The following is a 26,274-nucleotide window of genomic DNA, read 5'->3' on the forward strand; positions in this document are numbered from 1 at the left end:
GTGGCAAATACCGTGGGACGGCCTCGGAGCTGACAGATTCCCGCTTTTGCTCATGTCTCGCCCGCATAATCGGAACCGGTTCGGTGCACTCGGCGAAGATTAGGGCATGGCAAAGAAGATTGACTTGGGCGGTCAAGGCGCGTGAGATTTTTCGATGGGCGGCTCTGAGGACGACATGTCCGCCAGGACGCCGCCTGCCTTCGGAGATTTCACAAAGGGGCATGCCGTGGTCTTTGGTGGAAATCGCAAGCGCGCCGAACGGGTGGCGGCCGTCGCCGAAGCGCGGTTGCTGGAGGCGGGGCGGATGCTGCGGCCCACGGGCGTCTCGGCGGACCTCCGGACCGTGTACCGCGACGACCAGAAGGTCAATGACGCGCCGTACCGGGAACGGTGGGCGCATGACCGGGTGGTGCGCTCCACCCATGGCGTGAACTGCACCGGGTCGTGTTCCTGGAAGGTGTACGTCAAGGACGGGCTGATCACCTGGGAGACGCAGCAGACGGACTACCCGAGCGTGGGTCCCGACCGTCCGGAGTACGAGCCGCGCGGATGCCCGCGTGGCGCGTCCTTCTCCTGGTACACCTATTCGCCCACGCGAATCCGCTACCCGCACGCGCGAGGCGTGCTGGTCGAGATGTACCGGGAGGCCAGGCGCCGCCTGGACGATCCGGTGGCGGCGTGGGCGGAGATCACGGCGGATCCGGAACGGCGCCGCGAGTACCAGTCGGCGCGGGGGCGCGGCGGGCTCGTGCGGATCGGGTGGGACGAGGCGCTGGAGATCGCCGCCGCCGCGCACGTCCACACGATCATGACCTACGGGCCGGACCGGGTGGCGGGCTTTTCGCCCATCCCCGCCATGTCGATGGCCTCGCACGCGGTGGGGGCGCGGTTCATGGCGCTCATCGGCGCGCCGATGCTGTCCTTCTACGACTGGTACGCCGACCTTCCGATCGCCTCGCCGCAGGTGTTCGGCGACCAGACCGACGTCCCGGAATCGGCGGACTGGTGGGACGCCGGATATCTGATGCTGTGGGGCTCCAACGTCCCGGTGACGCGCACTCCGGACGCGCATTGGATGACCGAGGCGCGTTATCGCGGGCAGAAGGTCGTGGTCGTCTCGCCGGACTACTCGGACGCGACCAAGTTCGCCGACGAATGGCTGCACCCGCATCCGGGAACCGATGGCGCGCTGGCCATGGCGATGGGCCACGTGATCTTGCGCGAGCACTTCGTCGAACGCACGACGCCCTATTTCGCCGGCTACATCAAGAAGTTCACCGACCTGCCGTTCCTGGTGGAACTGCGGGAACTCCCGGACGGCGGATTCGCGCCCGGCAAGTTCGTGACGGCCGCCGCGCTCGGCCTGGAGACGGAGGCCGCTCCGGAGCAGCGGCGCTGGCAGCCGGTCCTGGTGGACGCGCGCACGGGTTCGCCCGTCGCACCGGGCGGGACGCTGGCCGACCGCTGGGCCGCGGAGGGCCGGGGACGCTGGAATCTGGATCTGGGCGACGTGGACCCGCTGCTGAGCCTCCATGAGGGCGATGAGTGCGCTGAGGTCGTCCTGCCCCGGTTCGACGATCTGGACGGGACGGGGACGGTTCGTCGCGGGGTTCCGGTGCGGCGGGTCGGCGGGCTGACGGTCACGACGGTGTTCGATCTGCTGCTCGCCCAGTACGGCGTGGAACGTCCGGGGCTGCCCGGTGAGTGGCCGGAGGGGTACGACGACCCGCGGTTCCCCTGCACGCCCGCCTGGCAGGAGCGCATCACGGGCGTCCCGGCGGAGCGGGTCGCGTCGATCGCGCGGGAGTTCGCGTCCAACGCCGAACGCACCCGCGGCCGGTCGATGATCGTGATGGGTGCGGGCACCAACCACTGGTTCCACTCCGACACGATCTACCGGTCGTTCCTGTCGTTGCTGCTGCTCACCGGCTGCCAGGGGGTGAACGGCGGCGGCTGGGCCCACTACGTCGGGCAGGAGAAGGTGCGTCCGCTCGCCGGATGGCAGCAGCTGGCCACGGCCGCCGACTGGGAGCGTCCGTCCCGGCAGATGGCGGGGACGCCGTACTGGTACGTCCACACGGACCAGTGGCGGTATGAGAGCTTCGCGGCGGACGCGCTGTCGTCCGCGACGGGAACGGGGCTGTTCGCCGGACGCCACACCGCCGACCTGGTGGCGGAGTCGGCGCGGCTGGGCTGGATGCCGTCCTACCCGACGTTCGCCGCCAACCCGCTGGATCTCGGACGCGGCGCGCGGGCGGACGGCGGCGACCCGGCGGAATGGGTCGCCGGGCAGGTCGCGGACGGACGGCTCGGCTTCGCCTGCGAAGACCCCGACGCCCCGGAGAACTGGCCACGCGTGCTGACGGTCTGGCGGGCCAACCTGATCGGGTCCTCGGCCAAGGGCAACGAGTACTTCCTGCGGCATCTGCTGGGCGCGCAGGACGCGGTCGGCGCCGACGAGGCCGCGCCGGGACGCCGTCCGCGCGACGTGGCGTGGCGGGACGAGGCGCCCCGCGGCAAGCTCGACCTGCTGATGGCGCTGGACTTCCGGATGACGTCGACGACGCTGTTCGCCGACCTGGTGCTCCCGGCGGCGACCTGGTACGAGAAGCACGACCTGTCCAGCACGGACATGCATCCGTACGTGCACGCGTTCTCGCCCGCGATCGCGCCGCCCTGGCAGGCCCGCACCGACTTCGAGATCTTCCACGCGCTGGCGCGGCGGCTGAGCGAGCTGGCCCGCGGACGGCTCGACACCGTCCACGACCTGGTCGCGACCGCGCTGCAGCACGACACGCCCACGGAGACCGCCCAGCCCGGCGGACGCGTCCCGAGCGAGGGCGGGCGGCCCGTGCCGGGGGCCGACTTCCCGTCGATCACGCTGGTCGAGCGCGACTACACCGCCGTCGCCGACCGGCTCGCCGCGCTCGGGCCCCTGCCCCGCGAGGTGGGGATGACCGTCAAGGGCGTCCGGGTCAGGACGGGTCCGGAGGACGACTGGCTGGCCGCCCGCTGCGGCGTCGCCGAAGGAGGGCCCGCACGCGGACGCCCCCTGCTGGACACCGACGTGAAGCTGTGCGAGGCCGTTCTCGCCCTGTCGGGCACCTGCAACGGACGGATCGCCGCCGAGGGGCTGCGGGAGCTCGACGCGCGGTGCGGGCCCGCCTCCGGGCTGGCCGAGCTGGCCGCCTCGGTCGCCGAGCGGCGGATCGTTTTCTCCGACACCCAGGACCGGCCCGTCCAGGTCGGGACCAGTTTCGAGTGGTCGGGCAAGGAGGCCCCCGACCGCCGCTACTCGCCGTTCACTGTGAACACCGAGCACCGCAAGCCGTGGCACACCCTGACCGGACGCCAGCACTTCTTCCTCGACCACGACTGGATCATCGAGTACGGCGAGCAGCTCCCGATCTACCGTCCGCCCCTCGACCTCGCCGCGCTCGGCGAGAGCGACCCCGCCCGTCCGGACGCGGTGCCCGGCGACGGGAGGCAGGTCACGGTGCGGTACATCACGCCGCACTCCAAGTGGTCGATCCACTCGGAGTACCAGGAGAACCTGCTGATGCAGACGCTCGCGCGCGGCGGGCCCGTGATCTGGATGAGCGTGCAGGACGCCGACGCGATCGGCGTCGCCGACAACGACTGGATCGAGGCCCAGAACGCCAACGGCGTCGTCGTCGCCCGCGCGATCGTCTCCCACCGCATCCCGCGCGGCGCGGTCTTCATGTACCACGTGCAGGAACGCCTGGTGAACGTGCCGAAGGCGGAGTCCACCGGGCGCAGGGGCGGCGTCCACAACGCGCTGACGAAGCTGCTCGTCAAACCCACGCACCTCATCGGCGGCTACGCCCAGCTGTCGTTCGCTCCCAACTACTACGGCCCCACCGGCAACCAGCGCGACGCGGTCACGGTGGTCCGCCGCCGCTCCCAGGAGGTCCGCTACTGATGCCCGCCCCGCCCGCCCCCCGCCGCGTGCTGGCGCAGATCGCCATGGTCATGAACCTCGACAAGTGCATCGGCTGCCACACCTGCTCCGTCACCTGCAAGCAGACGTGGACGAACCGCGCCGGCACCGAGTACGCGTGGTTCAACAACGTCGAGACGCGACCCGGCCAGGGGTATCCGCGCGGCTACGAGGACCAGGACGCCTGGCGCGGCGGCTGGCGGCTCAGGCGCGGACGGCTCGTCCCGCGCGCGGGCGGACGGTTCTCGCGGCTGGCCCGGATCTTCGCCAACCCCGACCTGCCGGAACTGGACGACTACTACCAGCCCTGGACGTACGACTACGAGACGCTCACCACCGCGCCGCTCGGCGACGACGTCCCGACCGCCCCGCCGCGCTCGCTCGTCGACGGGCGTCCGACGGCCGTCACCTGGGGCCCGAACTGGGACGACGATCTCGGCGGCGGCCCCGGGCAGCTCGCCGCCGACCCGGTGCTCCGCAAGGTCGGCGACGACGTGCGGCTGGACTACGAGAACTCGTTCATGTTCTACCTGCCGCGGATCTGCGAGCACTGCCTCAACCCGTCGTGTGTGGCGGCGTGCCCGTCCGGCGCGTTGTACAAGCGGCTGGAGGACGGCATCGTCCTCGTCGACCAGGACCGGTGCCGGGGCTGGCGGATGTGCGTGTCCGGCTGCCCGTACAAGAAGGTCTACTTCAACCATCGCACCGGCAAGGCCGAGAAGTGCACGATGTGCTACCCGCGGATCGAGGCGGGCGAGCCGACGATCTGCTCGGAGACGTGCGTCGGGCGACTGCGCTACCTCGGAGTCGTCCTGTACGACCCCGACCGCGTCGGCGAGGCGGCCTCCGTCGAGGACGAGCACGACCTCTATCCGGCGCAGCTCGGCTGCTTCCTCGACCCGGACGACCCGGACGTCGCTGCGGCGGCGGAGGCGTCAGGCGTCCCGCACGAGTGGGTGACCGCCGCGCGGCGGTCGCCAGTCCACGCGCTGATCAGCCGGTACCGCGTCGCGCTGCCGCTGCATCCGGAGTACCGCACCATGCCCATGGTCTGGTACATCCCGCCGCTCTCCCCGATCGTGGACGCGCTCGCCGGCACCGGCAACGACGGCGAGGACGCCGGCAACCTGTTCGGCGCCATCGACGCGCTGCGGATCCCGGTGTCCTACCTGGCGGAGCTGTTCACTGCGGGCGACCCCGGGCCGGTGCGCGACACGCTGCGCAAGCTGGCGGCGATGCGCTCCCACATGCGCCGCGCGAACCTCGGCGAGGACGAGGACCCGGGCATCGCGAAGAGCGTCGGCATGGAGCCCGCGGAGATCGAGCGGATGTACCGGCTGCTCGCGCTCGCCAAGTACGAGGACCGCTACGTGATCCCGACCGCGTACTCCGCCTCGTCCGCCGCCGGTGACGGCGACGCCGTGCACGAGTGCAGCCTGGACGGGCCGGGCGGTCCGGGGATGCTGGAGGGCCGTCCGCCGCCCGGGCCGGCTTCCGCGCCGCGCCGCGTCAACCTGCTCAACTGGAGCGGACGGGGCCGTCCCGCGGGCCTGTTCCCGCCACGCGCCGGACACGCCGGCAGCGCCGGGCACGCCGGGAGCGCCGGGGAGGAGGCGTGAGCGTCCGGCTCATCTGCCAGGCCGCCTCGCTGCTGCTCACGTACCCGGACGAGCGCTGGCCCGAGACCCTGTCCCTGGTCGCCGGATCGCTGGCCGGCGCGCAGGGCCCGCAGGCGGCGACCCTCAGGCGGTTCTGCGAGGACGTGGCGGACGTCCCGCCCCTGCGACTCGGCGAACGGTACGTCGCGACCTTCGACCGCAGCCGCCGCCGAACCCTGTACATGACCTACTACACCGACGGCGACACCCGCGCGCGCGGCGCCCGCCTCGCGGAGCTGAAGGCCCTCTACCGCCGGAACGGGTTCGTCCTCGGCGACGACGGTGAGCTGCCGGACTTCCTGCCGGTCATGCTGGAGTTCGCCGCCCGCGTCCCGGACGCGGGTACCCCGCTGCTCGCCGGGCATCGCGCCGGGCTCGACCTGCTCCAGCTCGCGCTCGACGACTTCGGCAGCGCGTACGAGGCCGTCCCGCGCGCCGTGTGCGGCGTCCTCCCAGGGTCGAGCCCGCAGGACCGCAGGGACGCCAGGAGGCTCGCCCGCACCGGCCCCCCGGCCGAGGCGGTCGGCCTGGAGACCGGCTTCGGCGCGGAGAGCGGCTTCGACGCCGCCCGCTCCCCACGGGAAGGATCACGACGTTGAGGCATCTGCACATCGCGCTGTGGGGGGTGCTGCCGTACCTGGTCCTGGCGCTGTTCACGCTGGGCTGCGCCTGGCGCTACCACTACGACCGGTTCGGCGTCACCACCCGCTCCAGCCAGCTCCACGAGAGCCGGCTGCTGAAGGTCGCCGGGCCCGTCTTCCATCTCGGCCTGCTGATGGTCATCGCGGGTCATGTGATCGGGCTGGTCGTCCCCGAGGGGCTCACCGAACGGCTGCACGTCTCCGAGCCCGTCTACCGCGCCAACGCGCTTGCGGTGGGAGGGGCCGCGGGGCTGGCGGCGGTCGCCGGGCTGGCCGTCCTGATCTGGCGGCGGCTGCGCACTCCGGCCGTGCGCGGCTCGTCGCTGCGCAGCGACCGCGTCCTGTACCCGGTCCTGGCGGTGGTGCTGACCGCGGGGCTGGCGGCCACGTTCGTGGGCGGGACGTCGGGCGACTACGACTACCGGCTGGGGGTCTCGGTCTGGTTCCGCAGCCTGTTCGCGCTCGACCCGAACGTCGACGCCATGGGCGACGCGCCGGTGCTGTTCCAGGTGCACACGCTGGCCGGGATGGCGCTGTTCGCGCTGTGGCCGTTCAGCCGCCTCATGCACGCGTTCGCCGCCCCGGTCGGCTATCTGGTGCGCCCGTACATCGTGTACCGGTCGCGGGGCGGCGCCCATGGTCGCGATGGACGCCAGAGGGCCTGACCGGCGGCCGCCCGCCGGCACGGGCGCGCCGCTGCCCCGCCACCTGGTCGGGCTGGTGGTCGGCATCACCGCGTTGACGGTGCTCGTCTGCGCCGTCCCGCTGACGTTCGCCGTCCAGCGCTTCTACCACGACGAGGCGGTCACGGAGCTGGACCATTTCGCGCGGGCCATGCAGACGACGCGTCCGGACGCCGGCGCGGACGTCCATGTCCACGCCGCCCCCGCGGTCGTCGGGCTGTACGGCCCGAACGGCCGCCTCCTCGTCGGCCACGGCCCCCCGGTCTCCGGCGCGGCGTCGCTGTGCCGGGACGGCCGCATGCACGACACCGTCGAGGACGGCCAGCTCACCGCGACCGCCCCGCTGCTGCATCCGGAGGGTGCGATCACCGTGGTGCGGGTCGGCGTGCCGTCCGCCCGGGTCCGCCATCAAACCGAACGGGCCTGGGCGCTGATCGCGAGCGTCGCGATCGTCCTGCTCCTGCTGTCGGTGGCCGCGGCCCGCCTCCTGGCCGGACGGACCGCGCAGCCGATCCGCGGCCTCGCGGACGACACGGCGCGGCACCTCGAAGAGGCCCTGGGACGGGAACGCGCCTTCAGCAGCGACGTCGCCCACCAGCTCCGCACGCCCCTCACCCGGCTCCTGCTCGGCCTCGAAGCGGCGGCGCGGCGGCCCGGCGACCCGCGTGCGGCGATCCGGACGGCGCTCGACCGCGGCTGGTCGCTCGCCGACACGGTCGAGGACCTGCTGCGCCTCGCCCGGGACGCGCACGCGCGGGAGCGCCTCGACCCGGCGGACCTCGTGCACGAGGCGCACCGGCGCCGCGACCCGGACGTCACGTCCGCCGGGCGGCGGTTCGCCGTGGCCGTCCACCGGCCGCTGCCGCCGGTCCACGCCTCCCCCGCCGCCCTGATCCAGATCATGGACGTGCTGATCGACAACGCCCTCGCGCACGGCGCCGGGACGATCACCGTCACGGCGCGCCGCGCCGATCCCGGCGTCGCCGTCGACGTCATGGACGAGGGCACGGGCCCCGATCCGGACGACGACGTGTTCCGGCGCGTCCACCCCACCGAGGCCCCGGACGGCCCCAGCCCGGGCAGCGACGACCCGGACGGCAGTCACCCGGACGGCGGCGACCCGGACGGCGGCGACCCGGACGGCGACGTCGGTCCGCGGCACCGGATCGGCCTCGCGCTGGCGCGGTCACTCGCCCGCGCCGAAGGCGGGGACCTCCACCTCTCCGGCTTCGGCCCCACGGTGTTCACCCTCGTGCTCCCGGCCGCCCTCGACACGGCCGCCACCCTCGGGACGGCCGTTCTCGGCGCCGATTCGTCCGGGTCCGGGCTCGGCGAGCACCCCGCCGCGCTGTCCGGCCACCGCGACGTCCGCGGCGCCTGACACGGAGGCACCCGACGCGGAGACGCCCGACGCGGAGACGCCCGACGCGGAGGCGGGTGAGGAGGGCGGGTCGTAGCGGTATCCGTGGCCGCGCAGGGTGGCGATCCGGCCGGCGTCGCGCCCGTCCGCCGCCAGCTTGCGGCGCAGCACGCACACGTGGACGTCGAGCGTCTTGGTCGCGCCGAACCAGTCCTCGCCCCACACCTCGCGCATCAGCCGCTCGCGCGCCACCGGCCGCCCGGCCTGCCGGACCAGCGCCGCCAGCAGGTCGAACTCGCGCGGGCGGAGGGTCAGCTCGCGATCGTCCAGGAACGCCTGCCGGGCCGCCGGGTCGAGCGTCAGCGGGCCGGCGTTCAGCAGGCCGGAGCGCGCCCCGCGGCGGCGGCCCAGCGCCCGGAGCCTGGCCAGCAGCTCGCCCACCCGGAACGGTTTGACGACGTAGTCGTCGGCTCCGGCGTCCAGCGCCTTGACGATCTCGCCCTCGCGGGTCCGGGCGGTGACCACGAGGATGCCCACGTCGGGCAGCCGGGTCCGCAGCCACCGGCACAGGGTGACGCCGTCCATGTCGGGGAGCCCGAGGTCGAGCAGGACGAGTCGCGGCCGGACGCGCAGCGCCGCGTCCGCCGCCCGTTCGCCGTCCCGCGCGAGCGACGCCGCGTACCCGTGGTCGCTCAGGATCGCGACCAGATCGGAGCCGATGTCAGCATCGTCTTCGACGACCAGCAGGTCAGCGTCGGGCACCGGTCCATTCTACGATCGGCGTGATCTCGGCCCGAGGCCGAGCCCGTTCAGGCGTGACAGATGATCTCGCCGTGCGTGACGGAATACCAGCCGTCGTCGGCGGCGGCCCAGGCCTTCCAGCCCTGGTAGACGCGTTGCAGCTCGTCGCGGGTCGCGTGGCCGCCGGCCACGGCGTGGTCGGCGACGGACGACCGCAGCAGGCGGCCGCCCCACGATTCGCTCCACCATTCGCGTTCCTCGGGGGTGGCGTAGCACCAGGACGAAGTGGAGGCCTCGACGTCGGTGAATCCGGCGGCGCGGGCCCAGGAGACGAGCCGGCGTCCGGCGTCGGGTTCGCCGCCGTTGCCGCGGGCGACCTTGTAGTAGATCGGCATCCAGGCGTCCATGCCGGGCGGGTCCGGGTACCAGGCCATGGTGCCGAAGTCGGCGTCGCGCGCGGCGACGACGCCGCCGGGCCTGGTGACGCGGCGCATCTCCCGGAGGGCCAGGACGGGGTCGGCGACGTGCTGCAGGACCTGGTGGGCGTGGACGACGTCGAACGTGTCGTCGGCGTAGCCGAGGGCGTGGACGTCGGCTACGGCGAAGTCGACGTTGTCCAGGGCGGCGGTGTTCTTGCGGGCCTCGTCCAGGACGGTCCGCGCGGAGTCAGCGGCGACGACCCGGCCGGGCGCGACGCGTTCGGCGAGACCGGCGGTGATCGTGCCGGGCCCGCAGCCGATGTCGAGGACGGACGCGCCGGGCCGCAGCCGCCCGACCAGGTAGGCCGCGGAGTTCTCGACGGTGCGCCACGTGTGCGAGCTCAGAACGCTCTCGTGGTGGCCGTGGGTGTAGGTCGCGTCTGGGGACATCGGACCGCCTCTCTGTGCCGTGCCCACACCCTACGACCTCTTCTCACACTTTGAGAATTAAGTATCACTATTTGAGACGACAGGTCACAAGAGAAGGGGACCGAGTCTCCTCGGTCCCCTTCGCCGTCGTTAACCCGTCATGCAGCCTCGACCCCAGCGCCGCTCAGGCCGCAACGGCGATGCGGGCGGGCGCGGGCCGGACGGACGGGGCCGCCGGGACGGGCCGCATCGGCAGCGCCTCGACCGGGGCCAGCGCGGGCGGAGTCTCGGCGTAGGCGTTGAGCGTCGCGTGGGAAAGGTCGGTGAGCCACGGCTCCACGACGGTCCGCTCGGCGGGCCCGTCAAGCCGCGGGTGGGAGAGATGGAACGTGCCGGTAGCTGCGCTCATGCCAACACCCCTTCCAAAAGCCCGGTGGGCCGCTCCAGTGCGGATCGCCACCGTCAGTCACATACCCATTGGTACGTCTGTACAAGCCACTCGGTTCGACATCTGTTCCCAGGTGTCGCCCGAATCACAAGGTCAACGCTACGCGTCACCTCTGACATTCTCGAACCTTTATTCGACCGCCTCATGAACGGCGGTGGCCCCGGAAGGACTCGGCGATCTCCATCGCGGGCATCACGATGCCCGCGTAGATCACGAAGGCGGCGAACACGAGGACGAACGGTATGTAGATGAGTTCCATGCCTCCAGCGTGCGCGCGGCCGCCCCGCCCCCGCATCGGGCGCGGGACCGGTTCCCGGCGCCGGTTATCGGCCGAACGGTCGATCCGGCGGTCGGCCGCGGGTCGTACGCTGCGTTGGCGTGAGCGACGTCGGAGCACGGCTGGACCGCATCCACTCGGTGGGCGGCTGCCTGGCGCGCGCCGCGTACGCGGCGTTCGCCGGGCTTTTCCTGCTGGGCTGCCTCGCCGCCGGCTTCGGCGCGGAGACCACCGCGTGGATGGTGTTCGTCGCGGCCGCGACCAACGCCGCCGCGGTCTCCGGTCGGCGCTTCGCCGCCTGGGCGATCGCCGCCGGGGCGCTGTCGGCGCTCACGACCCTCTTCCTCGGCACGGCGGTCGGCCTCGTGGAGGACGTGCCGAGCCTGTTCGCCGAGATCGGCGGCCTGCTGATCCTGATCACCCGGACGACATGGAAGGTTGCCCGCCGGCCGCTCGTCCCGCTGGCGGGGCTGCTCGCCGTCGCGATCCTGTCGGTCCCGCTGCGCTGGTCGCCGATCGCCGCGATCCTGTTCACCGCGCCGCTCGGCATCACCGTGGCGATCGCCGCCGGCATCGGGCTGTACCTGCGGGCGATGGACGCGCGGCGGGCCAGGTCGCTCGCCGCCGCGCGGCGGGACGAGCGGCTGGAACTGGCCCGCGACCTGCACGACTTCGTCGCCCACCATGTGACGGGGATCGTCGTCCAGGCGCAGGCGGCGCGGTTCGCGGCCCGGTCGGGGGCCGCGCCGCCGGAGCCCGGGGACCTGGACGCCATGTTCGGCGGGATCGAGAAGGCCGGCACGGAGGCGCTCACCTCGATGCGCCGCATGGTCGGGCTGCTGCGCGACGCGCAGAACGTCGGGACGCCCGACGGCGACGCCCGCGCGGAAGCCGCGGACGGCGTGGGCGGCGTGGGCGGCGCCGCGACCCGTCCCGTCGGCGACCTGGCTCTGCTCCACGACCTCGTCGACGGATTCGCGGACCCGCCCGCCACGCTGACGCTCGCGCCCGACCTCGGCACGCTGCCGCCCGAGGTGGCGGCGTCGGCGCACCGCGTCGTGCAGGAGGCGCTCACCAACGTCCGCAAGCACGCCGCCGACGCGGCGACCGTCCGCGTCACGCTCGCGCGCGTCGGCGGCGCCATCGAGGTGGCCGTCCGCGACGACGGGCGGGGACGCGGCCGGCGGCTCCCGTCCAGCGGGTTCGGGCTGACCGGGCTCTCGGAGCGGATCGGCGCGCTCGGCGGGCGGCTGTACGCCGGTCCGCGCCCCGAGGGCGGCTGGGAGGTCGTCGCCGTCCTGCCCGCCGGGGACCGCTGACCCGCCCGCCGCGGACGGACGATCTGCCCAACGGGCACGGATGATCTGCCCCCCAGGGACGGACGACCTGCCCGCCGGGGACGGACGACCTGACAGAATCAGCGCGTGGCCATCCGCGTACTGATCGCCGACGACCAGCAGATGGTCCGGACCGGGTTCCGGATGATCGTCGACTCGCAGCCCGACATGGAGGTGGTCGGGGAGGCGGCGGACGGCGCCGAGGCCGTCGCGCTGGCCCGCCGCCTCCACCCCGACGTGTGCCTGTTCGACATCCGGATGCCCCGGATGGACGGCCTGGAGGCGACCCGCGTGCTGGCCGGGCCCGGCGTCGCCGACCCGCCCCGCATCGTCATCGTCACGACGTTCGACATGGACGAGTACGTGTACGGGGCGCTGCGCGGCGGCGCGGTCGGGTTCCTGCTCAAGGACAGCGGGCCCGCGCTGCTGGTCGAGGCCGTCCGGGCGGCGGCGAACGGCGAGTCGCTGGTGTCGCCGTCCATCACCGTCCGGCTGCTGGAGCACCTGGCGGCGCCCCCCGCCGCGCCCGCCCCGCCCCGCGAGCCCCTCACCGACCGGGAGCTGGACGTCGTGCGCCTCGTCGCCCGCGGCCGGACGAACGAGGAGATCGCCACGGAGCTGTACGTGTCGCTGTCCACGGTCAAGACGCACCTGGGCAGCGTCCACCGGAAGCTCGCGACCAGGAACCGGGTCGAGACGGCCGCCTGGGCCTGGGAGTCGGGCCTCATGACCTGACCCGCCCACCGGGCGGGCGGGACGAGAACACGCGGGGGAAGGACGAGGCGCTGGCACCGGAGTCGTTGAACGGGCTGCCCACGACGGTCGTCGCCGTCTGGGTGCTGTGCGCCGCCGGATGGGGCGCCGTCCTCGCCTGCCTGCGCGGCGGCGTCCACGGACCGGCCCGCGGCCCCTGCCTCTTCGCGCACACCGCAACCCCGGCGGGCGTGATCCTGACGTGCTCGCTGATCGGCTTCGGGTCGCTGTACGCCACGATCGCGCTGACCGCCGAATGGTGGGCGCTGCTCCTCGTCACCGGGTTCCGGCCCGAGCGGCTCCTCAGCGGCGGCGGTCTCGGCCGCCTCGCCGCCTGGGCGGCCGTCACCGCCGCCGCCACGTACGCCGCCGCGCGCCTCGTCTTCCACGTGTGAGCGCTCTCCCACGGGTGGACGGGTCTGGCGCGGGTGAACGGTCTTACGCGTGTGAACATCCACACGCGGTGCGTCCGAACCCGTGGTGGGCCGCGCCAGTCAAACGTACGTAGTATCCAAAGCAGCGAAACGCAAAGGCCGTCGGAGGTGAACCATGCCGTGTGCGCTGTGCGGCGACATCATCCCGGCCGAGGTCACCCGTTGCCCGGCATGCGGGGCATGGGCGCGGCGCCGCGACTTCCGCGCCGTCGGCGTCGCCGTGTTCATGCTGCTCGGCTTCAACGCGTTCATCGCCCTCGGCTCCGGCATCAGCCTGCTCCGCCTCGCCCATCCCCTGCGCGGGGCGACCCACGGCAACTACGACCCGGCCGTCACCGGTCAGGAGCTCGCCCCCTACACGGACGTGTTCACGATCAGCGCGATCATGGCCGTCGTCACCGGCGTGCTGTACCTGACGTGGCTGTGGCGCGCGTACCGGCAGTCGCCGGGCCCGCACCGGCACCACCGCGCCTGGGTCGTGCTCGGCTGGCTCTGCCCCGTCGTCAACCTGTGGCTGCCGCCGCGCATGGTCTACGACATCTGGGTCAACAGTGGCCGGTACCGGACGGCCGAACGCCAGGGCGCCGGCCTCGTCGTCGCCGCCTGGTGGACGTGCGCCCTGCTCGGCCTCGTCCTCGGCCGCGCCTTCACGCACGGCAGCGTGGACACCCTCGCCGACGCCCGCTTCGACGTCCACGTCGGCGTCGCCGCGGCCGCGTTCCAGGCCCTCGCCGCCACCCTGTGCATGGCCACGGTCTTCCAGATCACGCGGCTCCAGTGCCTGTCGGTGACGCCTTCGGCCCAGGCCCCCGGCGCCTGACGGGCCGGCCGGCGGGCCGCTAGGGGCCCGAGCTGCCCTGGCTGCTGTGCCAGAGGCGGGCGGCGGGCGGACGTTTGACAGCCGCTCCCGCATGCCCGATGTCGGAGTACGGAGACATCGCGAACCCCGTCGGCTGGACGATCCGGCGGCCGACGGCGCGGGCGGGCGGCGACGGGGCGGCCATCGCGGCGCGGACGGCGTCCGGCCCGCCGCGGCGCCACTCCTCGTCGAGGGCGTTCAGGTCCCAGCAGGCGTTCGCGACGATCGAGACGGCGCGGTCCCCCGCCCGGCGGACGCGGCCGCGGGCGACCAGGAGCCAGCAGCCGAAGACGGTCGCGGCGCACCTGTCCTGCACCGACTCGAAGAAGGTGAGGTCGACGGGGCCGGTCGCGTCGTCCAGCGTGGCGAAGATCACGCGCTGGCCCGACCTGACCGCCGGGGTCTGCGTGGCGACCTTGACCCCGGCGACCAGCACCTCGCTTCCGGCGGGACGTCCCGGCAGGTCCGCGGCCCGGACGACGCCGAGCCCGGCGAGCAGCCCGTCGTAGAAGGTGATGAGGTGGCGGCTGACGTCCATGCCGAGGATGTCCAGCTCGGCCTCGACCACCTCGGCGGGCGTCATCGGGGGCAGCTCGCCCGCGGGGATCTCCTCCACCGGGCCGGGCGGCGTGCCGTCCTCGTGGCCGAGGGGAAGCTGGCCCTCCATGACGTGCGCGGCACGGCTTCCGGCCCGCTCCAGCGCGCCCACGCGGCAGAGCAGGTCGCGGCGCGGGGCGTCGTGGACGGCGTCGAACCCGCCCGCCAGCACCAGCCGCTCCGTGATCGGACGGGACACGCGCGCCCGGCGCCAGAAGTCGCCCAGCGACGCGAACGGACGGGCCGTGACGATCTTGCCGACCTCCGCGTCGGAGATGCCCTTGACCTCGCTCAACGCCACCCGGATCCCGGTCGGCCCGCCGCCGGAGACGGGTTCGGCGTGCCAGCCGGCGGCCGACCGGTTGACGTCCAGGGGCAGGATCGGGACGCCGAAGTGCCGCGCGTCGTCCAGGATGACGCGCTTCGGGTACAGCCCGGGATCATGGGTGAGGACGCCGGCGTAGAACGCGGCCGTGTGGTGCCGCTTCAGCCAGGCCGACTGGTAGGTGGGCAGCGCGAACGACGCCGCGTGCGCCTTGCAGAAACCGAACGCGCCGAACGCGGTCAGCATCCGCCAGACGCGTTCCACGGACGCCTCGTCGTAGCCGCGCGCCAGCGCCGTCTTGCGGAACCACGCGCCCACCACCGCCTGGCCGCGCTCGTGGTTGAGGCTCCGGCGCGCGGCCTCCGCCCGGGAGAGGCCGCAACCGGTCATCACGTCGAAGACGCGGAGCACCTGCTCGTGGAAGACGATCACGCCGAGGCTCTCCCGCAGCACCGGTTCGAGATCGGGATGCGGGTAGGCGGGCTCCCGCGTCCCGGCGCGGGACTCCAGGAACGGCGTCACCATGTCGGAGTTGACCGGGCCCGGCCGGAACAGCGAGATGTCCAGGACGAGATCGTCCAGGTCGCGGGGCTGGAGGCGGCCGATCAGCTCCCGCTGTCCCGGCGACTCGATCTGGAAGCAGCCGAGCGTCCGGGACGTGCGGACCAGCTCGTACGTCGCGGGATCGTCGCGTGGGACGTCCTCCAGCGCGATCGTCCGGCCGGTGAGCCGGGCGACCTCCGCCACCGCGTGCGCCATCGCCGACTGCATCCGGACGCCGATGACGTCGAGCTTCAGCAGGCCCATCGCCTCGACGTCGTCCTTGTCGAACTGGCTCATCGGGAACCCCACGGCGGCCCGCTCGACGGGCGTCCGGTCGCGCAGCGTCGGGTTCGACAGCAGGACGCCGCACGGGTGCATGGCGATGTGGCGGGGCAGGCCGTCCAGGCGCTCGGCGATCCGGAACAGCACCTCCAGGCGCCCGCTCGCCAGGCCGCTCTGCCGCAGCTCGGGCAGGTCGTCGAGGGCCGCGCGAATCTGGCCGGCCCTGATCTGCGGGAACGCCTTCGCGATCGCGTCGATCTCCAGCGGCGGGAGCCCGAGGGCGTTGCCGACGTCGCGGAGCGCGCTGCGCGCCCGGTAGGTCTCCATCATCGACACGCACGCGGTGCTCTCGGCGCCGAACCGATCGAACAGCGCCTCGTAGGCCTCCAGTCGCCGCGCCGACTCGACGTCCAGGTCGATGTCGGGCAGCCCCTCCCGGCTGTCGGCGAGGAACCGCTCCATGACCAGGTCGTGCCGCAGCGGGTCGAGGTCGCCGATGCCGAGCAGGTAGTTGACCAGGCTGCCCGCGCCCGAGCCGCGGATGGCGCACCGGATCCCGCGCGACCTGATCAGCGCCGCGGCGTCGGCGACCGTCAGGAAGTAGGACGCCAGCCCCTTCCGGGCGATCACCCCGAGTTCCTCATCGAGCCGCGCGGCGGCCTTCCGCGATCCGTCCAGCCCGCGCCGGGCCAGCCCGTCCGCACAGCGGGCGACGAGCCGCGCGTACGGGTCGCCTTCGCCGATCGGCAGATGGACGCCGTCCATGCCGAGATCGCGCCCCGGGTCGAGGACGCAGCGCTCGGAGAGCCGCCGGGTCGCGGCCAGGAGGGCGTCCGCCTCGTCCGCCCCGCAGCCCAGCTCCGCGACGCGGCGCATCTCCGGGACCGACTTCAGGTAGGCGTGCCCGGTGCGGTCGTCGAGATGCCGCCGGTCCAGCGGGGCGAGGCGGCGCGTCACGTCCAGGACCTGCGCGACCGGATGGTCGGACGGCTCCAGATAGCGCACCGCGTTGCCGAGCACCGCGGGCACCCCGGCCTCGCGCGCGAGCGCGAGCATCCGGGCCGCCCTGGGCCCCTCGCCCTTGCCGTGATGGTCGACGATCTCGACCACGCTCTCGGCCGTCGCGCGCCATGCGTCCAGCCGGGCCCCCGCCACGTCCGGACGCCGCCCGCCGACGGCACGCCCCACGTCCGACGCCGGACCGAGCAGGACGACGAGACCCTCCGCATGCGCACCGACCATCTGCCGCGTGACCAGCGGGTTCCCGCGCTCACCCGCCGCGTGCGCCGCCGTCACCAACCGGCACAGCGACCGCCACCCGGCACGCCCCTCGGCGAGCACCACGATCCGCTCCTCGCCGGTGGACGCGACCCGGAGATCGGCGCCGACGACGGCCCCGATCCCCGCGTCCGCACATGACCGAACGTGACGGACGGCGCCGTACAGCCCGTCGCGGTCGGTCAGCGCGAGCGTCTCCATGCCGAGGCCCGCGGCGCGCTCCGCCAGCGCGGCGGGCGGCGCGACGCCGTGCCGCAGCGAATAGCACGAGGCGACATGAAGGTGCACGTCAGTCCCATACCCGGGAAAGCAGCCAGCTGTCGGCGGCCACGTCATAACGCAGCTCGTAGACGCCGATCTCCCTGTCCGGAGTCGCCTCGACCCGCCAGAACTCCCGCTCTCCGGTGGCCTCGCCGTCGGGCTGCTGCTCCCGCCACCAGTCACGGGTCGTGACCCAGTGCTCCAGCACCCGCCGCACGGTGTAGAGCCGGCCACGCCAGACGAACCGGACAGGACGTCCATCGCTCACCCAGACGTCCACCGGGTCGCCGAACACGCGTGTCATCTGCCTCCCCCTCGCGCTCACCGCACGGGGGAAGGACATGCGGGCATTAGAACAAATGTTCGGGCCCGAGTCTAGGGAAGCCGTCCACCAGGGAGCAAGGCGGAGGCAGCCTCACAACTTGCTGAGGCGGTCGGCGACCGTGGCGGCCTCGGTGACCTCGGCCATGCCGCCGCCCGGCCACAGGTAGTACCAGCCGTCGCCGCACGGGGTCGCGACGACCATGATCTGGCGTCGCGTCCGCGTGCCGGACACGCTCAGCAGGGACTCCTCGGGCCCGGCGAGCCTCCAGGAGAGCCCGCGGACCTCGACTTCGTGCGCTAGCGCCGCGAGGTGACGCCGGCGCACCTCGGCGATCTCCCGCCCACCGACTACTGACACATCAGCCGCCTCAGCATGGTCCGAGGCGCCGGACGATGACCTTCGGCGACCGTCCGGCGACAATTGGTGACCGGCCCTCAGCATGACCCGAATCCGCGGGCTGCGCAGGGAATTCCCGGAGAGTGGGACGGCTGTTTCCCTTCCGGCCATGCGATGGTCCGTGCTGGGCGCCACGACGCGCCGCGCTCACATGCGCCAATCGCGCGGCGGAGCGCCGGGCGGAGCTCGTCCGTTGAAATGGCGGTGGGTGCGGGCTGGAGGACGGGGTTCCGGATGATGGAACCCCCGCCGCGTAGGCGGAGGGTCCGTCCGTGATAGAAGCCTCTGTGAAGACGGGCGTCCACCCGCCCGCGTCACGCGGATCAGAAGGAGCGAGCCGATGAGCGCCGTCCCCGCCGGCGACCCGTCAGGCCCCACGGACGGCGACCCGGCGACCCCGAACGCCGACCCCGCGAACACGAACGACGACCCGGCGAACGCGAACGACGACCCGGCGGCCCCGGGTGCGCCCGAGCCCGCTCCCGCGCTCGCGGGGCTCCGCGAGCGCAAGAAGCAGCGGACCCGGCTCGCGCTCGTCGACGCCGCGCTGGAGCTGTTCGTCTCCCAGGGGTACGAGGCGACGACGATCGACGAGATCGTCGCGGCCGTTGAGGTGTCGCAGCGGACGTTCTTCCGTTACTTCGCCACCAAGGAGGACGTCGTCACGAGCTTCCTCGCCGAGCACGACCGGGCCCTGGCGGCCGCCCTCGCGGAGCGCCCGCCAGGGGAGCGTCCGTTCACCGCGCTGTACGAGTCGCTGCGCGTCATGCTGCGGACGATCGCGGAGGGCGACCCGGCCGACAGCGCCAGGTTCCGCCGGGTCCGGCAGGTGATCGAGGCGACGCCGGCGCTGATGGCGGCGCAGATGGCGCGGTACGGGGCGGCGACGGACGCGCTCGCCGCCGAGATCGCGCGGCGCGAGGACGCGGATCCCGACGAGGACCTGCGGCCCAAGATCGTCGTCGCGTTCTTCATGGCCGCGACCAAGATCGCGTTCGAGGACTGCGCCCGGCTGGACATCTGGGACCCCCCGACGGTAGCGGCCCGCGTGGAGGAGGCCGTCGCGCTGGTCGGCCAGACTATGCGCGACTGGATTTAGCCCTTCCGGCGGTGGAATAGCCCGCGGAGAGGCCGGGTTGCCGAGATCAGTCCGCCGCCCCGACAGGCAGGAGAGCACGGCATGCGCGCGATCGTGATCACCGAGAACGGCGGCCCCGAGGTGCTGGCCGCCGCGGAGCGTCCGGCCCCGGAGCCGGGGCCCGGCGAGGTGCTCATCGACGTGGCCGCGGCGGGCGTCAACTTCGTCGACGTGTACTACCGGACGGGCGCGTACCCGCGGCGGCTCCCGTACACGCCGGGCATCGAGGCGGCGGGGACGGTCGCGGCGGCCGGCGACGGCGTCCGGGAGTTCTCGGTGGGCGACCGCGTCGCGTCCAGCGACGTGCAGGGCGCCTACGCGGCGAAGGCCCTGGTGCGGGCGGAGAGGCTCGTCCCCGTCCCGGACGGGGTGGACCTTGAGGACGCGGCGGCGTCGCTGCTGCAGGGCATGACCGCGCACTACCTGACGCGGTCGACGTACCCGGTCCGGGCGGGCGACACCGTCCTCGTGCACGCGGCCGCCGGCGGGATGGGGCTGCTGCTCACCCAGGCGGCCAAGGCCCTCGGCGCCCGGGTGATCGGGACGGCGTCCACGCCGGAGAAGGAGAAGCTCGCGGAGGACGCGGGCGCGGACGTCACGATGGGCTACGACGGTTTCGCCGACCGGGTCCGGGAGCTGACCGGCGGGGAGGGTGTCGCCGCCGTGTACGACGGCGTCGGCGCGCCCACGTTCGAGGGGAGCCTGGCGAGCCTGCGGAGGCGCGGGACCCTGGCGCTGTACGGGGCGGCGGGCGGGAAGGTGCCGCCGTTCGACCCGCAGCGCCTCAACGCGGCCGGTTCGCTGTTCCTCACCCGGCCGACGCTCGCCCACTACATCGTGACCCGCGAAGAGCTGCGGGAACGGGCCGCCGCCGTCTACGGATGGGTCGGGGCAGGCGACGTCAGGGTGCATGTCGGGCGCCGCTACGACCTCGCGGAGGCCGCCGCCGCGCATGCCGATCTGGAGGCGCGGCGGACGACGGGGAAGCTCCTGCTGATCCCTTGATCGTCCGCTCGGGCGGGCGGCGGCTGCCTTAGGCTGGGCGGGAATATACGATCTTCGAGGAGTCCCTCCGCCATGACCGCATACGCCGCCGAACCGCTGGAGCAGGACGAACCGCGCGTCCTCGGTCCTTACCGCCTGCTCGGACGACTCGGCCGCGGCGGGATGGGCACCGTCTACCTGGCCGCCGAGCCGGACGGCCGCCGCGTCGCGGTGAAGGTCGTCAACCGGGAGCTGGCCGGGGAGCCGGCGTTCCTCGCCCGGTTCCGGCGGGAGGTGACGGCGGCGCGGCGCGTCCACCGGTTCTGCACCGCACCCGTCCTGGACGCCGGGCTCGACCAGGACCCGCCCTACATCGTCACCGAGTACATCGACGGCCCGAGCCTGGAGAAGGCGGTCGGCGGCAAGGGGCCGCTGCCCGGGTCCGACCTGGAGGGCGTCGCGGTCGGCGTCGCCACGGCGCTCGCCGCGATCCACGGGGCCGGGATCGTCCACCGGGATCTGAAGCCCGCGAACGTGCTGCTGTCGTCCACCGGGCCGCGCGTGATCGACTTCGGCATCGCCCGCGCGCTCGACGCGCCCGACGGCCCCACCCGCACCGGCCAGTTCGTCGGCACCCCCGCCTACATCGCGCCCGAGGTGCTGCGCGGCGAGCCCGTCGAGCAGGCGTCGGACGTGTTCTCCTGGGGCTGCGTCGTCGCCTACGCCGGGACGGGACGCCCGCCGTTCCAGGGCAAGACGGTCGCGGACACGTTCCACCGCATCGGCCACGACGAGCCCGACCTCGACGGCCTCGACCCGCGGCTGCGCGACGTCGTCGGCGCCGCGCTCGGCAAGGACCCGCGGACCCGTCCGACGGCGCGGCAGATCCTCACCCGGCTCGTCGGCCAGGAGAGCCCGGAGCACGCCGCAGAGACGATCTCGACGACCTGGACGGCCCCGGCCCCGGCCGCGGAGCGCGCCCCGGCCGCGGAGGTGCCGCGGCCGAGACCCGTCCCCGAGGTGGAGGAGCAGGCGGCGGAGCCGACGCTGGCCGCGGCCTCCCCCGCCGCCCAGGAGCCCGCCCCGGACGAGGGGACCGTCGTGGTCGACCTGCCGTTCCCGGCGGAGTGGCAGGGGCCGCGCCGCTGGTTCACCCTGGTCAGGGGCATCCTGGTCATCCCGCACCTGCTGGTGATGATGGTCGTGTTCGTGGTCCTGGTGGTCCTGATGGCGCTGAGCTGGCTGGTCATCCCGTTCACCGGCCGCTACCCGCGCTGGCTGTACCGGCTGGTGGTCGGCTGCCAGCGCTGGTCCGCCCGGGTCGTGGCGTACGCGTTCGGGCTCACCGGCGAGATGCTTCCGCCGTTCCGGACGCTGCCCCGCGCCCGCCGAAACCGCTGACCCTCTTACTTTGCGCGTCTGAATTGGTGCATCCCGCTAGGGTTCTACGGAAACGACTCCCGATTTCCAGTTCAGGATCACGATGACCACGCACGCAGGAGAGAACGGCGAGGCCCTGCGCCCCGAGGACCCAGCGGAACTCGGCCCCTACCGGATGGTCGGCAGGCTCGGCCGCGGCGGCATGGGGACGGTCTATCTCGGCGAGGACGGCGGCGGCCGCCGCGTCGCCGTCAAGGTGATCAACCGGGAGCTGGCCGGGGAGACCGCGTTCCGGGACCGGTTCCGCCGCGAGGTGACGGCCGCCCGGCAGGTCCGCCGGTTCTGCACCGCCCCCGTCCTGGACGCCGAGCTCGACGAGGACCCGCTGTACGTCGTCACCGAGTACATCGAGGGCCCGAGCCTGGAACGTGCCGTCGCCGACCGAGGCCCGCTGCCCGGGTCCGACCTGGAGGGCCTCGCGGTCGGCGTCGCCACCGCGCTCGCCGCGATCCACGGGGCCGGGATCGTCCACCGGGATCTGAAGCCCGCGAACGTGCTGCTGTCGTCCACCGGGCCGCGCGTGATCGACTTCGGCATCGCCCGCGCGCTCGACGCCGCCGACGGCCCCACCCGCACCGGCCAGTTCGTCGGGACCCCGAACTACCTGCCGCCCGAGCTGCTGCGCGGCGAGCAGGTCACGCCGGCGTCGGACGTGTTCTCCTGGGGCTGCGTCGTCGCCTACGCCGGGACGGGCAGCGCCCCGTTCGCGGGCAACACCGTCCCGGAGATCTTCTACCGCGTCGCGCACGACGAGCCGAAGCTGGACGGCCTCGACGCCGCCCTGCGCGACGTCGTCGCCGCCGCGCTCGACAAGGACCCGCGGAACCGGCCGTCCGTCCAGGATCTGCTGGGCCGGCTGGTCGGGAACGGCCAGACCGACCCGGCCAGGCTGGCGGAGACCGTCCAGGCGGGCTGGCACGGCACCGCGACCGACCCGACCGTGCAGGCGCGCACCGGCCCGCCCGGCCAGCCCACGCACGCCCACCCGCCCGTCCAGGGACCTGGTCAGGCGACCGGTCAGGCCGCGTTCCAGCAGCCGACGTCGATGCTCGGCGCCGACGTGACGCGCCGCGACGCCAGGCCGTCGCCGTCCGGCAGGTCCCGGCGCCTCCCGCTGGTCATCGGTGCCGCGGCCGTCGCCGTGGTGGCCGCGCTCGCGGTCGTCGGGTTCACCCTCCTCGGCTCGGACGGCCCGCCCGACAAGCTGGCGACCGCGTTCAGCGACGACTTCTCGAACAGCGAGTCCGGCTGGCGCACCTACAGCGGCGAGAACAACTACCAGAACGGCAAGTACCGGATCCTGACCGACGCCTCGACCGACTCGGTGGCGCAGGACGTGCCCAAGGACGCGCCCGCCCCCGACCCGATGCTGGCCACGGTCACGGTCTCGGTGGCGAGCGGACCCCCCGACGGCGGCTACGGCCTCTACTGCCGCTCGCACGACGACCTCGACGACCGGTACACCTTCATGATCCGCAACGACGGCAAGGGCGCGTCACTGCGCAAGACGAGCGAGGAAAGGGGCGCCAAGGAGCTCGCCGCCCCGACGTCGGTCCCCGGGCTCTCCGACGACGAGCCGAACAAGATCCAGATCGGCTGCGAGAGCGCCGACGGCGGCAAGAAGGTGCGGCTGCGGCTCTGGGTGAACGGCGAACAGGTCATCGACGCGACGGACGACGACCAGCCGCTCCCCAACGGCAAGGCCGGGCTGCATGCGGCGCGGGGCGGCAACCCGGCCCAGCAGATCGTCGCGGTCTTCGACGACTTCGACCTCTCGAAGATCCTCCGCTAGGCGTTCTTCCCAGCTTGGCCCAGGCGTTCTTCCGAGCCTGGGTCAGGCGTTCTTCGCGGGCAGGTAGGCGGCCGTCCAGCGGGTCAGCTCGGCGAAGACCCGCGCGCGGGCGGGCTCGGCCGACAGCACCAGGTCGTGCAGGCCGCCGTCGATCCGGACGAGCGTGACGTGCCGCCCGATCCTGGGCGCCCACCGGGCCATGTGCTCGACGTCCAGGACGGCGTCGGCCCCGGACACGTCCAGCGCCTTGCGGGTCGGCCGGACGCTGCGCGTCGACGCCATGACCAGCACGGGCACGTCGACGTCCAGCCCCCTGCGCAGGCGGAGCTGCCCGCGGCGGACGGCCGCCAGCCACGCCGCCCGCACCGGGAACCCGAGGATCGGCTTCCAAGCCAGGTCGAAGTCCCACTCGCCCTCGTGGTCGCGGTGGATGCTCCGCGGATACCGGTCGGACACGCCCGCTGGCAGCCTCGCCTTCGGGAACCGCGGGCGCAGCGCCCGCGCCAGGCCAGCGCCGAGCTTGCGCATCACCAGCGGCTCCGCGATGTCGAGGAACGGGCTGTTCAGGAAGAGGCCGTCGACGAGGCCCCGGCCCTTCGCCCCGTCCGCCCACAGCGCGGCGATGAGGCCGCCGGTCGAGTGGCCGTTCAGCAGGACCGTGTCGTGCCCGTCCACGTCCCGGACGATCCGGACGGCCTCGTCGATCTCCGGGAAGTAGTCCGCCAGGCTCTCCACGTAGTTCGGCGTCTGGTGCGGACGCAGCGACCGCCCGTACTTGCGCAGGTCGAGCGCGTAGAAGTCGAATCCGAGGTCCAGGTAGAAGTCGGCCAGATGCCGCTGGAAGAAGTAGTCGACGAACCCGTGCAGATACAGCACCGCCCGCCGGGACGGACCAGGGCCGCGCCGCCGTACCAGGGTCGCCACGACCTCGCCTTCGGCGTCCCGGCCCATCGGCAGCTCGATCGCCTCGTACCCGGGGCCGAGCACATCCTCCGTCACGTCCATGCTTCTTTCCTCCCCAGGCGGGCGAACTGATTCCCCTTGATCGAACGTCATAGAAGACTGAACCGTAGACCGCCCGAACCACAACACGCCCTCCGGCCCCCGGGAGTCGAGCCATGCAGGCCCCTCTTCGCGACCGCGACCCGCAGCGGCTCGGCCCGTACCGCCTCGCCGGGAGGCTGGGGCGCGGCGGCATGGGCACCGTCTTCCTCGGCGAGGACGGGGCCGGACGGCAGGTCGCGGTCAAGGTCATCAACGCGGAGCTCGCCGACGACGAGGCCTTCCACGAGCGGTTCCGCCGGGAGGTGACGGCCGCGCGGCAGGTCAGCCGGTTCTGCACGGCCGCGGTGCTGGACGCCCGCCTCGACGGCGAGCCGCTGTACGTCGTCACCGAGTACGTCGCAGGACCGTCGCTGGAGGCCGCCGTCAAGCAGGGCGGGCCGCTGCGCGGCGGCGACCTGGAGGCCCTCGCGGTCAACATCGCGACGGCGCTCGGCGCGATCCACGGCGCCGGGATCGTGCACCGCGACCTCAAGCCGTCCAACGTGCTGCTGTCCCCGACCGGCCCGCGCGTGATCGACTTCGGCATCGCCCGCGCGCTGGACTCCTCCGACGGCCCGACCCGCACCGGCCAGTTCGTCGGCACCCCCGCCTACATCGCGCCCGAGCTGATGCACGGCAGGGAGATCACGCCCGCGGCCGACGTGTTCTCCTGGGGCTGCGTCGTCGCGTACGCCGGCACGGGGCGCGTCCCGTTCAGCGGCGGAACGCTCCCGGAGGTCATCAACCGGGTGACGACCGGCGACCCCGACCTGGACGGCCTCGACCCGGCCGTCCGCGCCCTCGTGGCCCGGGCGCTGGCCAAGAAGCCGGCCGAACGCCCCACGGTCAAGCAGCTGATCCAAGCCCTGACCGGCGAGGACGAGCCACCCGCGACCCCGGTGGCGCCCGCGCCGCCGCAGAACGACGCGCCGCCTCCCCCACCGGCGCCCGAGTCCGGGCGGCCACCGGAGCGCGGGACGGTTCCGCAGACCACCGTCGACCCCGTCCCGGTGACGCGTCCCGTGAACGCGCCGCCGCCGTCCGCTCCCCCTGCGCGTTCTCCCGCGGGGCGCTCAGCGGGGCGCACTGCGGGGCGCCTTGCGGGACGTCCGCTGAAGCAGCGCCGCCTGCTCATCGCGGCCTTGTCGGCGGTCGGCGTCGTCGTCCCGATACTGGCCGGTCTGCTCGCCCCGGGCCCCGACCGGACGCCGAACGACTCCGCCGCGGCCTCCTCCTCCGGCTTCGGCGAGAAGCCGCCGGAGCCCGAGCAGAAGCTCTACGCAGACAACTTCAGCGACGAGACGTCGGGCTGGAAGAGGGCCGCCACGTCCAACGTCTTCTGGGAGGCGGCCTACCTCGACCGGAAGTACGAGGTCCACGTCCTCCCCGCGGCGAAACAGAACGTGATCGGGGCGCCCGTCTCGCCGCCCGCGTCCATGTCGCACCTCATCGAGGTGGAGGTGGAGCCGGGCGGCGACGGCGAGGCGGGGGTGTACTGCCGCGGGACGCGGAGCGGCTTCGCGTTCCTCCTCCGTTCGGACGGACGCGCCCGCATCGTCGCGATGGAGGGCGGTGAGCCGAGGCGGCAGCTGGTGACCGGCGCCGCCGGCGACCTCAGCGAGAACGACGACCTGATCCACGCCGCGTGCGTGCCGGACGGGCCGTCCATGAGACTCGGCATGTGGGTCAACGACGAGCTCGTCACGTCCGCCACCGCGCCCGCTCCCACGGGCGGCGACGGCGGCATCGGGCTCCTCGTGACCAGCCCCGACGGCGCCACGCGAGAGGCGACGTTCGACAACTTCTCACTCTGCGAGCTCTGACACCCGAGGCGCGCCCGAGCGCGCTCGGGCGCCGTCGAGCGGGGCG

General features: G+C 73.4%; 20 protein-coding genes and 1 pseudogene. 14 read left to right on the forward strand and 7 right to left on the reverse strand.

Annotation, left to right across the window (positions count from 1 at the left end; genetic code table 11):
- The first annotated feature begins 304 nt into the window (after window positions 1–304).
- Genes ACH34T_RS08580 through ACH34T_RS08600 form a run of 5 tightly spaced genes read left to right on the forward strand, consistent with a single transcriptional unit; the run spans window position 305 to window position 8,324 of the window.
- Complete coding sequence (locus ACH34T_RS08580) at window positions 305–3,943, forward strand: nitrate reductase subunit alpha (protein ID WP_395991791.1); 3,639 nt, start codon at window positions 305–307, stop codon at window positions 3,941–3,943.
- Window positions 3,943–5,580, forward strand: a complete 1,638-nt coding sequence (gene narH, locus ACH34T_RS08585) for a nitrate reductase subunit beta (protein WP_395991457.1) — start codon at window positions 3,943–3,945, stop codon at window positions 5,578–5,580. The genes ACH34T_RS08580 and narH overlap by 1 nt, the downstream gene beginning before the upstream one ends.
- Window positions 5,577–6,218 carry a nitrate reductase molybdenum cofactor assembly chaperone gene (narJ, locus tag ACH34T_RS08590; protein WP_395991458.1) on the forward strand — a complete coding sequence of 214 codons (642 nt, stop codon included), beginning with the start codon at window positions 5,577–5,579 and terminating at the stop codon, window positions 6,216–6,218. The genes narH and narJ overlap by 4 nt, the downstream gene beginning before the upstream one ends.
- Window positions 6,215–6,925, forward strand: coding sequence for a respiratory nitrate reductase subunit gamma (gene narI, locus ACH34T_RS08595; RefSeq protein WP_395991459.1), 711 nt, complete (start codon window positions 6,215–6,217; stop codon window positions 6,923–6,925). Before narJ ends, narI begins: the two co-directional genes overlap by 4 nt.
- Window positions 6,906–8,324: a sensor histidine kinase gene (locus ACH34T_RS08600; RefSeq protein WP_395991460.1), complete on the forward strand. Its 1,419-nt coding sequence runs from the start codon at window positions 6,906–6,908 to the stop codon at window positions 8,322–8,324. Before narI ends, ACH34T_RS08600 begins: the two co-directional genes overlap by 20 nt.
- 87 nt (window positions 8,325–8,411) lie before the next feature.
- Here the strand turns inward: ACH34T_RS08600 and ACH34T_RS08605 are convergent.
- The 3 genes and pseudogenes from ACH34T_RS08605 to ACH34T_RS08615 all read right to left on the reverse strand — a co-directional run.
- Window positions 8,412–9,065, reverse strand: a pseudogene (locus ACH34T_RS08605) (response regulator transcription factor); the annotation flags it as partial.
- A 47-nt stretch (window positions 9,066–9,112) separates the two neighbouring features.
- On the reverse strand, window positions 9,113–9,913 hold the full coding sequence (locus ACH34T_RS08610) for a methyltransferase domain-containing protein (protein WP_395991461.1): 801 nt from the start codon (window positions 9,911–9,913) through the stop codon (window positions 9,113–9,115).
- Window positions 9,914–10,076: 163 nt separating this feature from the next.
- Window positions 10,077–10,301, reverse strand: a complete 225-nt coding sequence (locus ACH34T_RS08615) for a hypothetical protein (RefSeq protein WP_395991462.1) — start codon at window positions 10,299–10,301, stop codon at window positions 10,077–10,079.
- 417 nt (window positions 10,302–10,718) lie between these two features.
- Between ACH34T_RS08615 and ACH34T_RS08620 the strand changes: the two genes are divergently transcribed.
- The 4 genes from ACH34T_RS08620 (at window position 10,719) to ACH34T_RS08635 (ending at window position 13,961) form a co-directional block, all read left to right on the forward strand.
- On the forward strand, window positions 10,719–11,936 hold the full coding sequence (locus ACH34T_RS08620; RefSeq protein ID WP_395991463.1) for a sensor histidine kinase: 1,218 nt from the start codon (window positions 10,719–10,721) through the stop codon (window positions 11,934–11,936).
- 105 nt (window positions 11,937–12,041) lie between these two features.
- Window positions 12,042–12,689 carry a response regulator gene (locus ACH34T_RS08625; protein ID WP_395991464.1) on the forward strand — a complete coding sequence of 216 codons (648 nt, stop codon included), beginning with the start codon at window positions 12,042–12,044 and terminating at the stop codon, window positions 12,687–12,689.
- Between the two features lie 65 nt (window positions 12,690–12,754).
- Window positions 12,755–13,102 carry a hypothetical protein gene (locus ACH34T_RS08630; protein ID WP_395991465.1) on the forward strand — a complete coding sequence of 116 codons (348 nt, stop codon included), beginning with the start codon at window positions 12,755–12,757 and terminating at the stop codon, window positions 13,100–13,102.
- Between the two features lie 154 nt (window positions 13,103–13,256).
- Window positions 13,257–13,961: a DUF4328 domain-containing protein gene (locus ACH34T_RS08635; protein WP_395991466.1), complete on the forward strand. Its 705-nt coding sequence runs from the start codon at window positions 13,257–13,259 to the stop codon at window positions 13,959–13,961.
- Between the two features lie 19 nt (window positions 13,962–13,980).
- On the opposite strand, the gene ACH34T_RS08640 is transcribed toward ACH34T_RS08635, so the two are convergent.
- The 3 genes from ACH34T_RS08640 to ACH34T_RS08650 form a co-directional block, all read right to left on the reverse strand.
- Window positions 13,981–17,313 (reverse strand): DNA polymerase III subunit alpha, encoded by a 3,333-nt coding sequence (locus ACH34T_RS08640; RefSeq protein ID WP_395991467.1) that lies wholly within the window; start codon window positions 17,311–17,313, stop codon window positions 13,981–13,983.
- Between the two features lies 1 nt (window position 17,314).
- Window positions 17,315–17,590 (reverse strand): DUF6504 family protein, encoded by a 276-nt coding sequence (locus tag ACH34T_RS08645; protein ID WP_184881879.1) that lies wholly within the window; start codon window positions 17,588–17,590, stop codon window positions 17,315–17,317.
- 111 nt (window positions 17,591–17,701) lie between these two features.
- Window positions 17,702–17,968, reverse strand: coding sequence for a hypothetical protein (locus tag ACH34T_RS08650; RefSeq protein ID WP_395991468.1), 267 nt, complete (start codon window positions 17,966–17,968; stop codon window positions 17,702–17,704).
- Window positions 17,969–18,347: 379 nt separating this feature from the next.
- On the opposite strand from ACH34T_RS08650, the gene ACH34T_RS08655 reads away from it, so the two are divergent.
- The 4 genes from ACH34T_RS08655 to ACH34T_RS08670 all read left to right on the forward strand — a co-directional run bounded on the left by ACH34T_RS08655 (window position 18,348) and on the right by ACH34T_RS08670 (window position 23,361).
- On the forward strand, window positions 18,348–19,106 hold the full coding sequence (locus tag ACH34T_RS08655) for a TetR family transcriptional regulator (RefSeq protein ID WP_395991469.1): 759 nt from the start codon (window positions 18,348–18,350) through the stop codon (window positions 19,104–19,106).
- A gap of 81 nt (window positions 19,107–19,187) precedes the next feature.
- Window positions 19,188–20,150 (forward strand): quinone oxidoreductase family protein, encoded by a 963-nt coding sequence (locus ACH34T_RS08660; protein WP_395991470.1) that lies wholly within the window; start codon window positions 19,188–19,190, stop codon window positions 20,148–20,150.
- Window positions 20,151–20,222: 72 nt separating this feature from the next.
- Complete coding sequence (locus ACH34T_RS08665) at window positions 20,223–21,530, forward strand: DUF4389 domain-containing protein (RefSeq protein WP_395991471.1); 1,308 nt, start codon at window positions 20,223–20,225, stop codon at window positions 21,528–21,530.
- Window positions 21,531–21,612: 82 nt separating this feature from the next.
- A complete protein-coding gene (locus tag ACH34T_RS08670; protein ID WP_395991472.1) occupies window positions 21,613–23,361 on the forward strand; it encodes a serine/threonine-protein kinase in 1,749 nt (582 codons plus the stop codon).
- 42 nt (window positions 23,362–23,403) lie between these two features.
- Here the strand turns inward: ACH34T_RS08670 and ACH34T_RS08675 are convergent, their stop codons facing one another.
- Window positions 23,404–24,366, reverse strand: a complete 963-nt coding sequence (locus ACH34T_RS08675; RefSeq protein WP_395991473.1) for an alpha/beta hydrolase — start codon at window positions 24,364–24,366, stop codon at window positions 23,404–23,406.
- A gap of 113 nt (window positions 24,367–24,479) precedes the next feature.
- Between ACH34T_RS08675 and ACH34T_RS08680 the strand changes: the two genes are divergently transcribed.
- Window positions 24,480–26,228 carry a serine/threonine-protein kinase gene (locus ACH34T_RS08680; protein WP_395991474.1) on the forward strand — a complete coding sequence of 583 codons (1,749 nt, stop codon included), beginning with the start codon at window positions 24,480–24,482 and terminating at the stop codon, window positions 26,226–26,228.
- Window positions 26,229–26,274: the final 46 nt, after the last annotated feature.

Origin of the sequence: Actinomadura sp. 9N215 (assembly GCF_044326345.1) — a bacterium.
GTDB lineage: Bacteria > Actinomycetota > Actinomycetes > Streptosporangiales > Streptosporangiaceae > Spirillospora.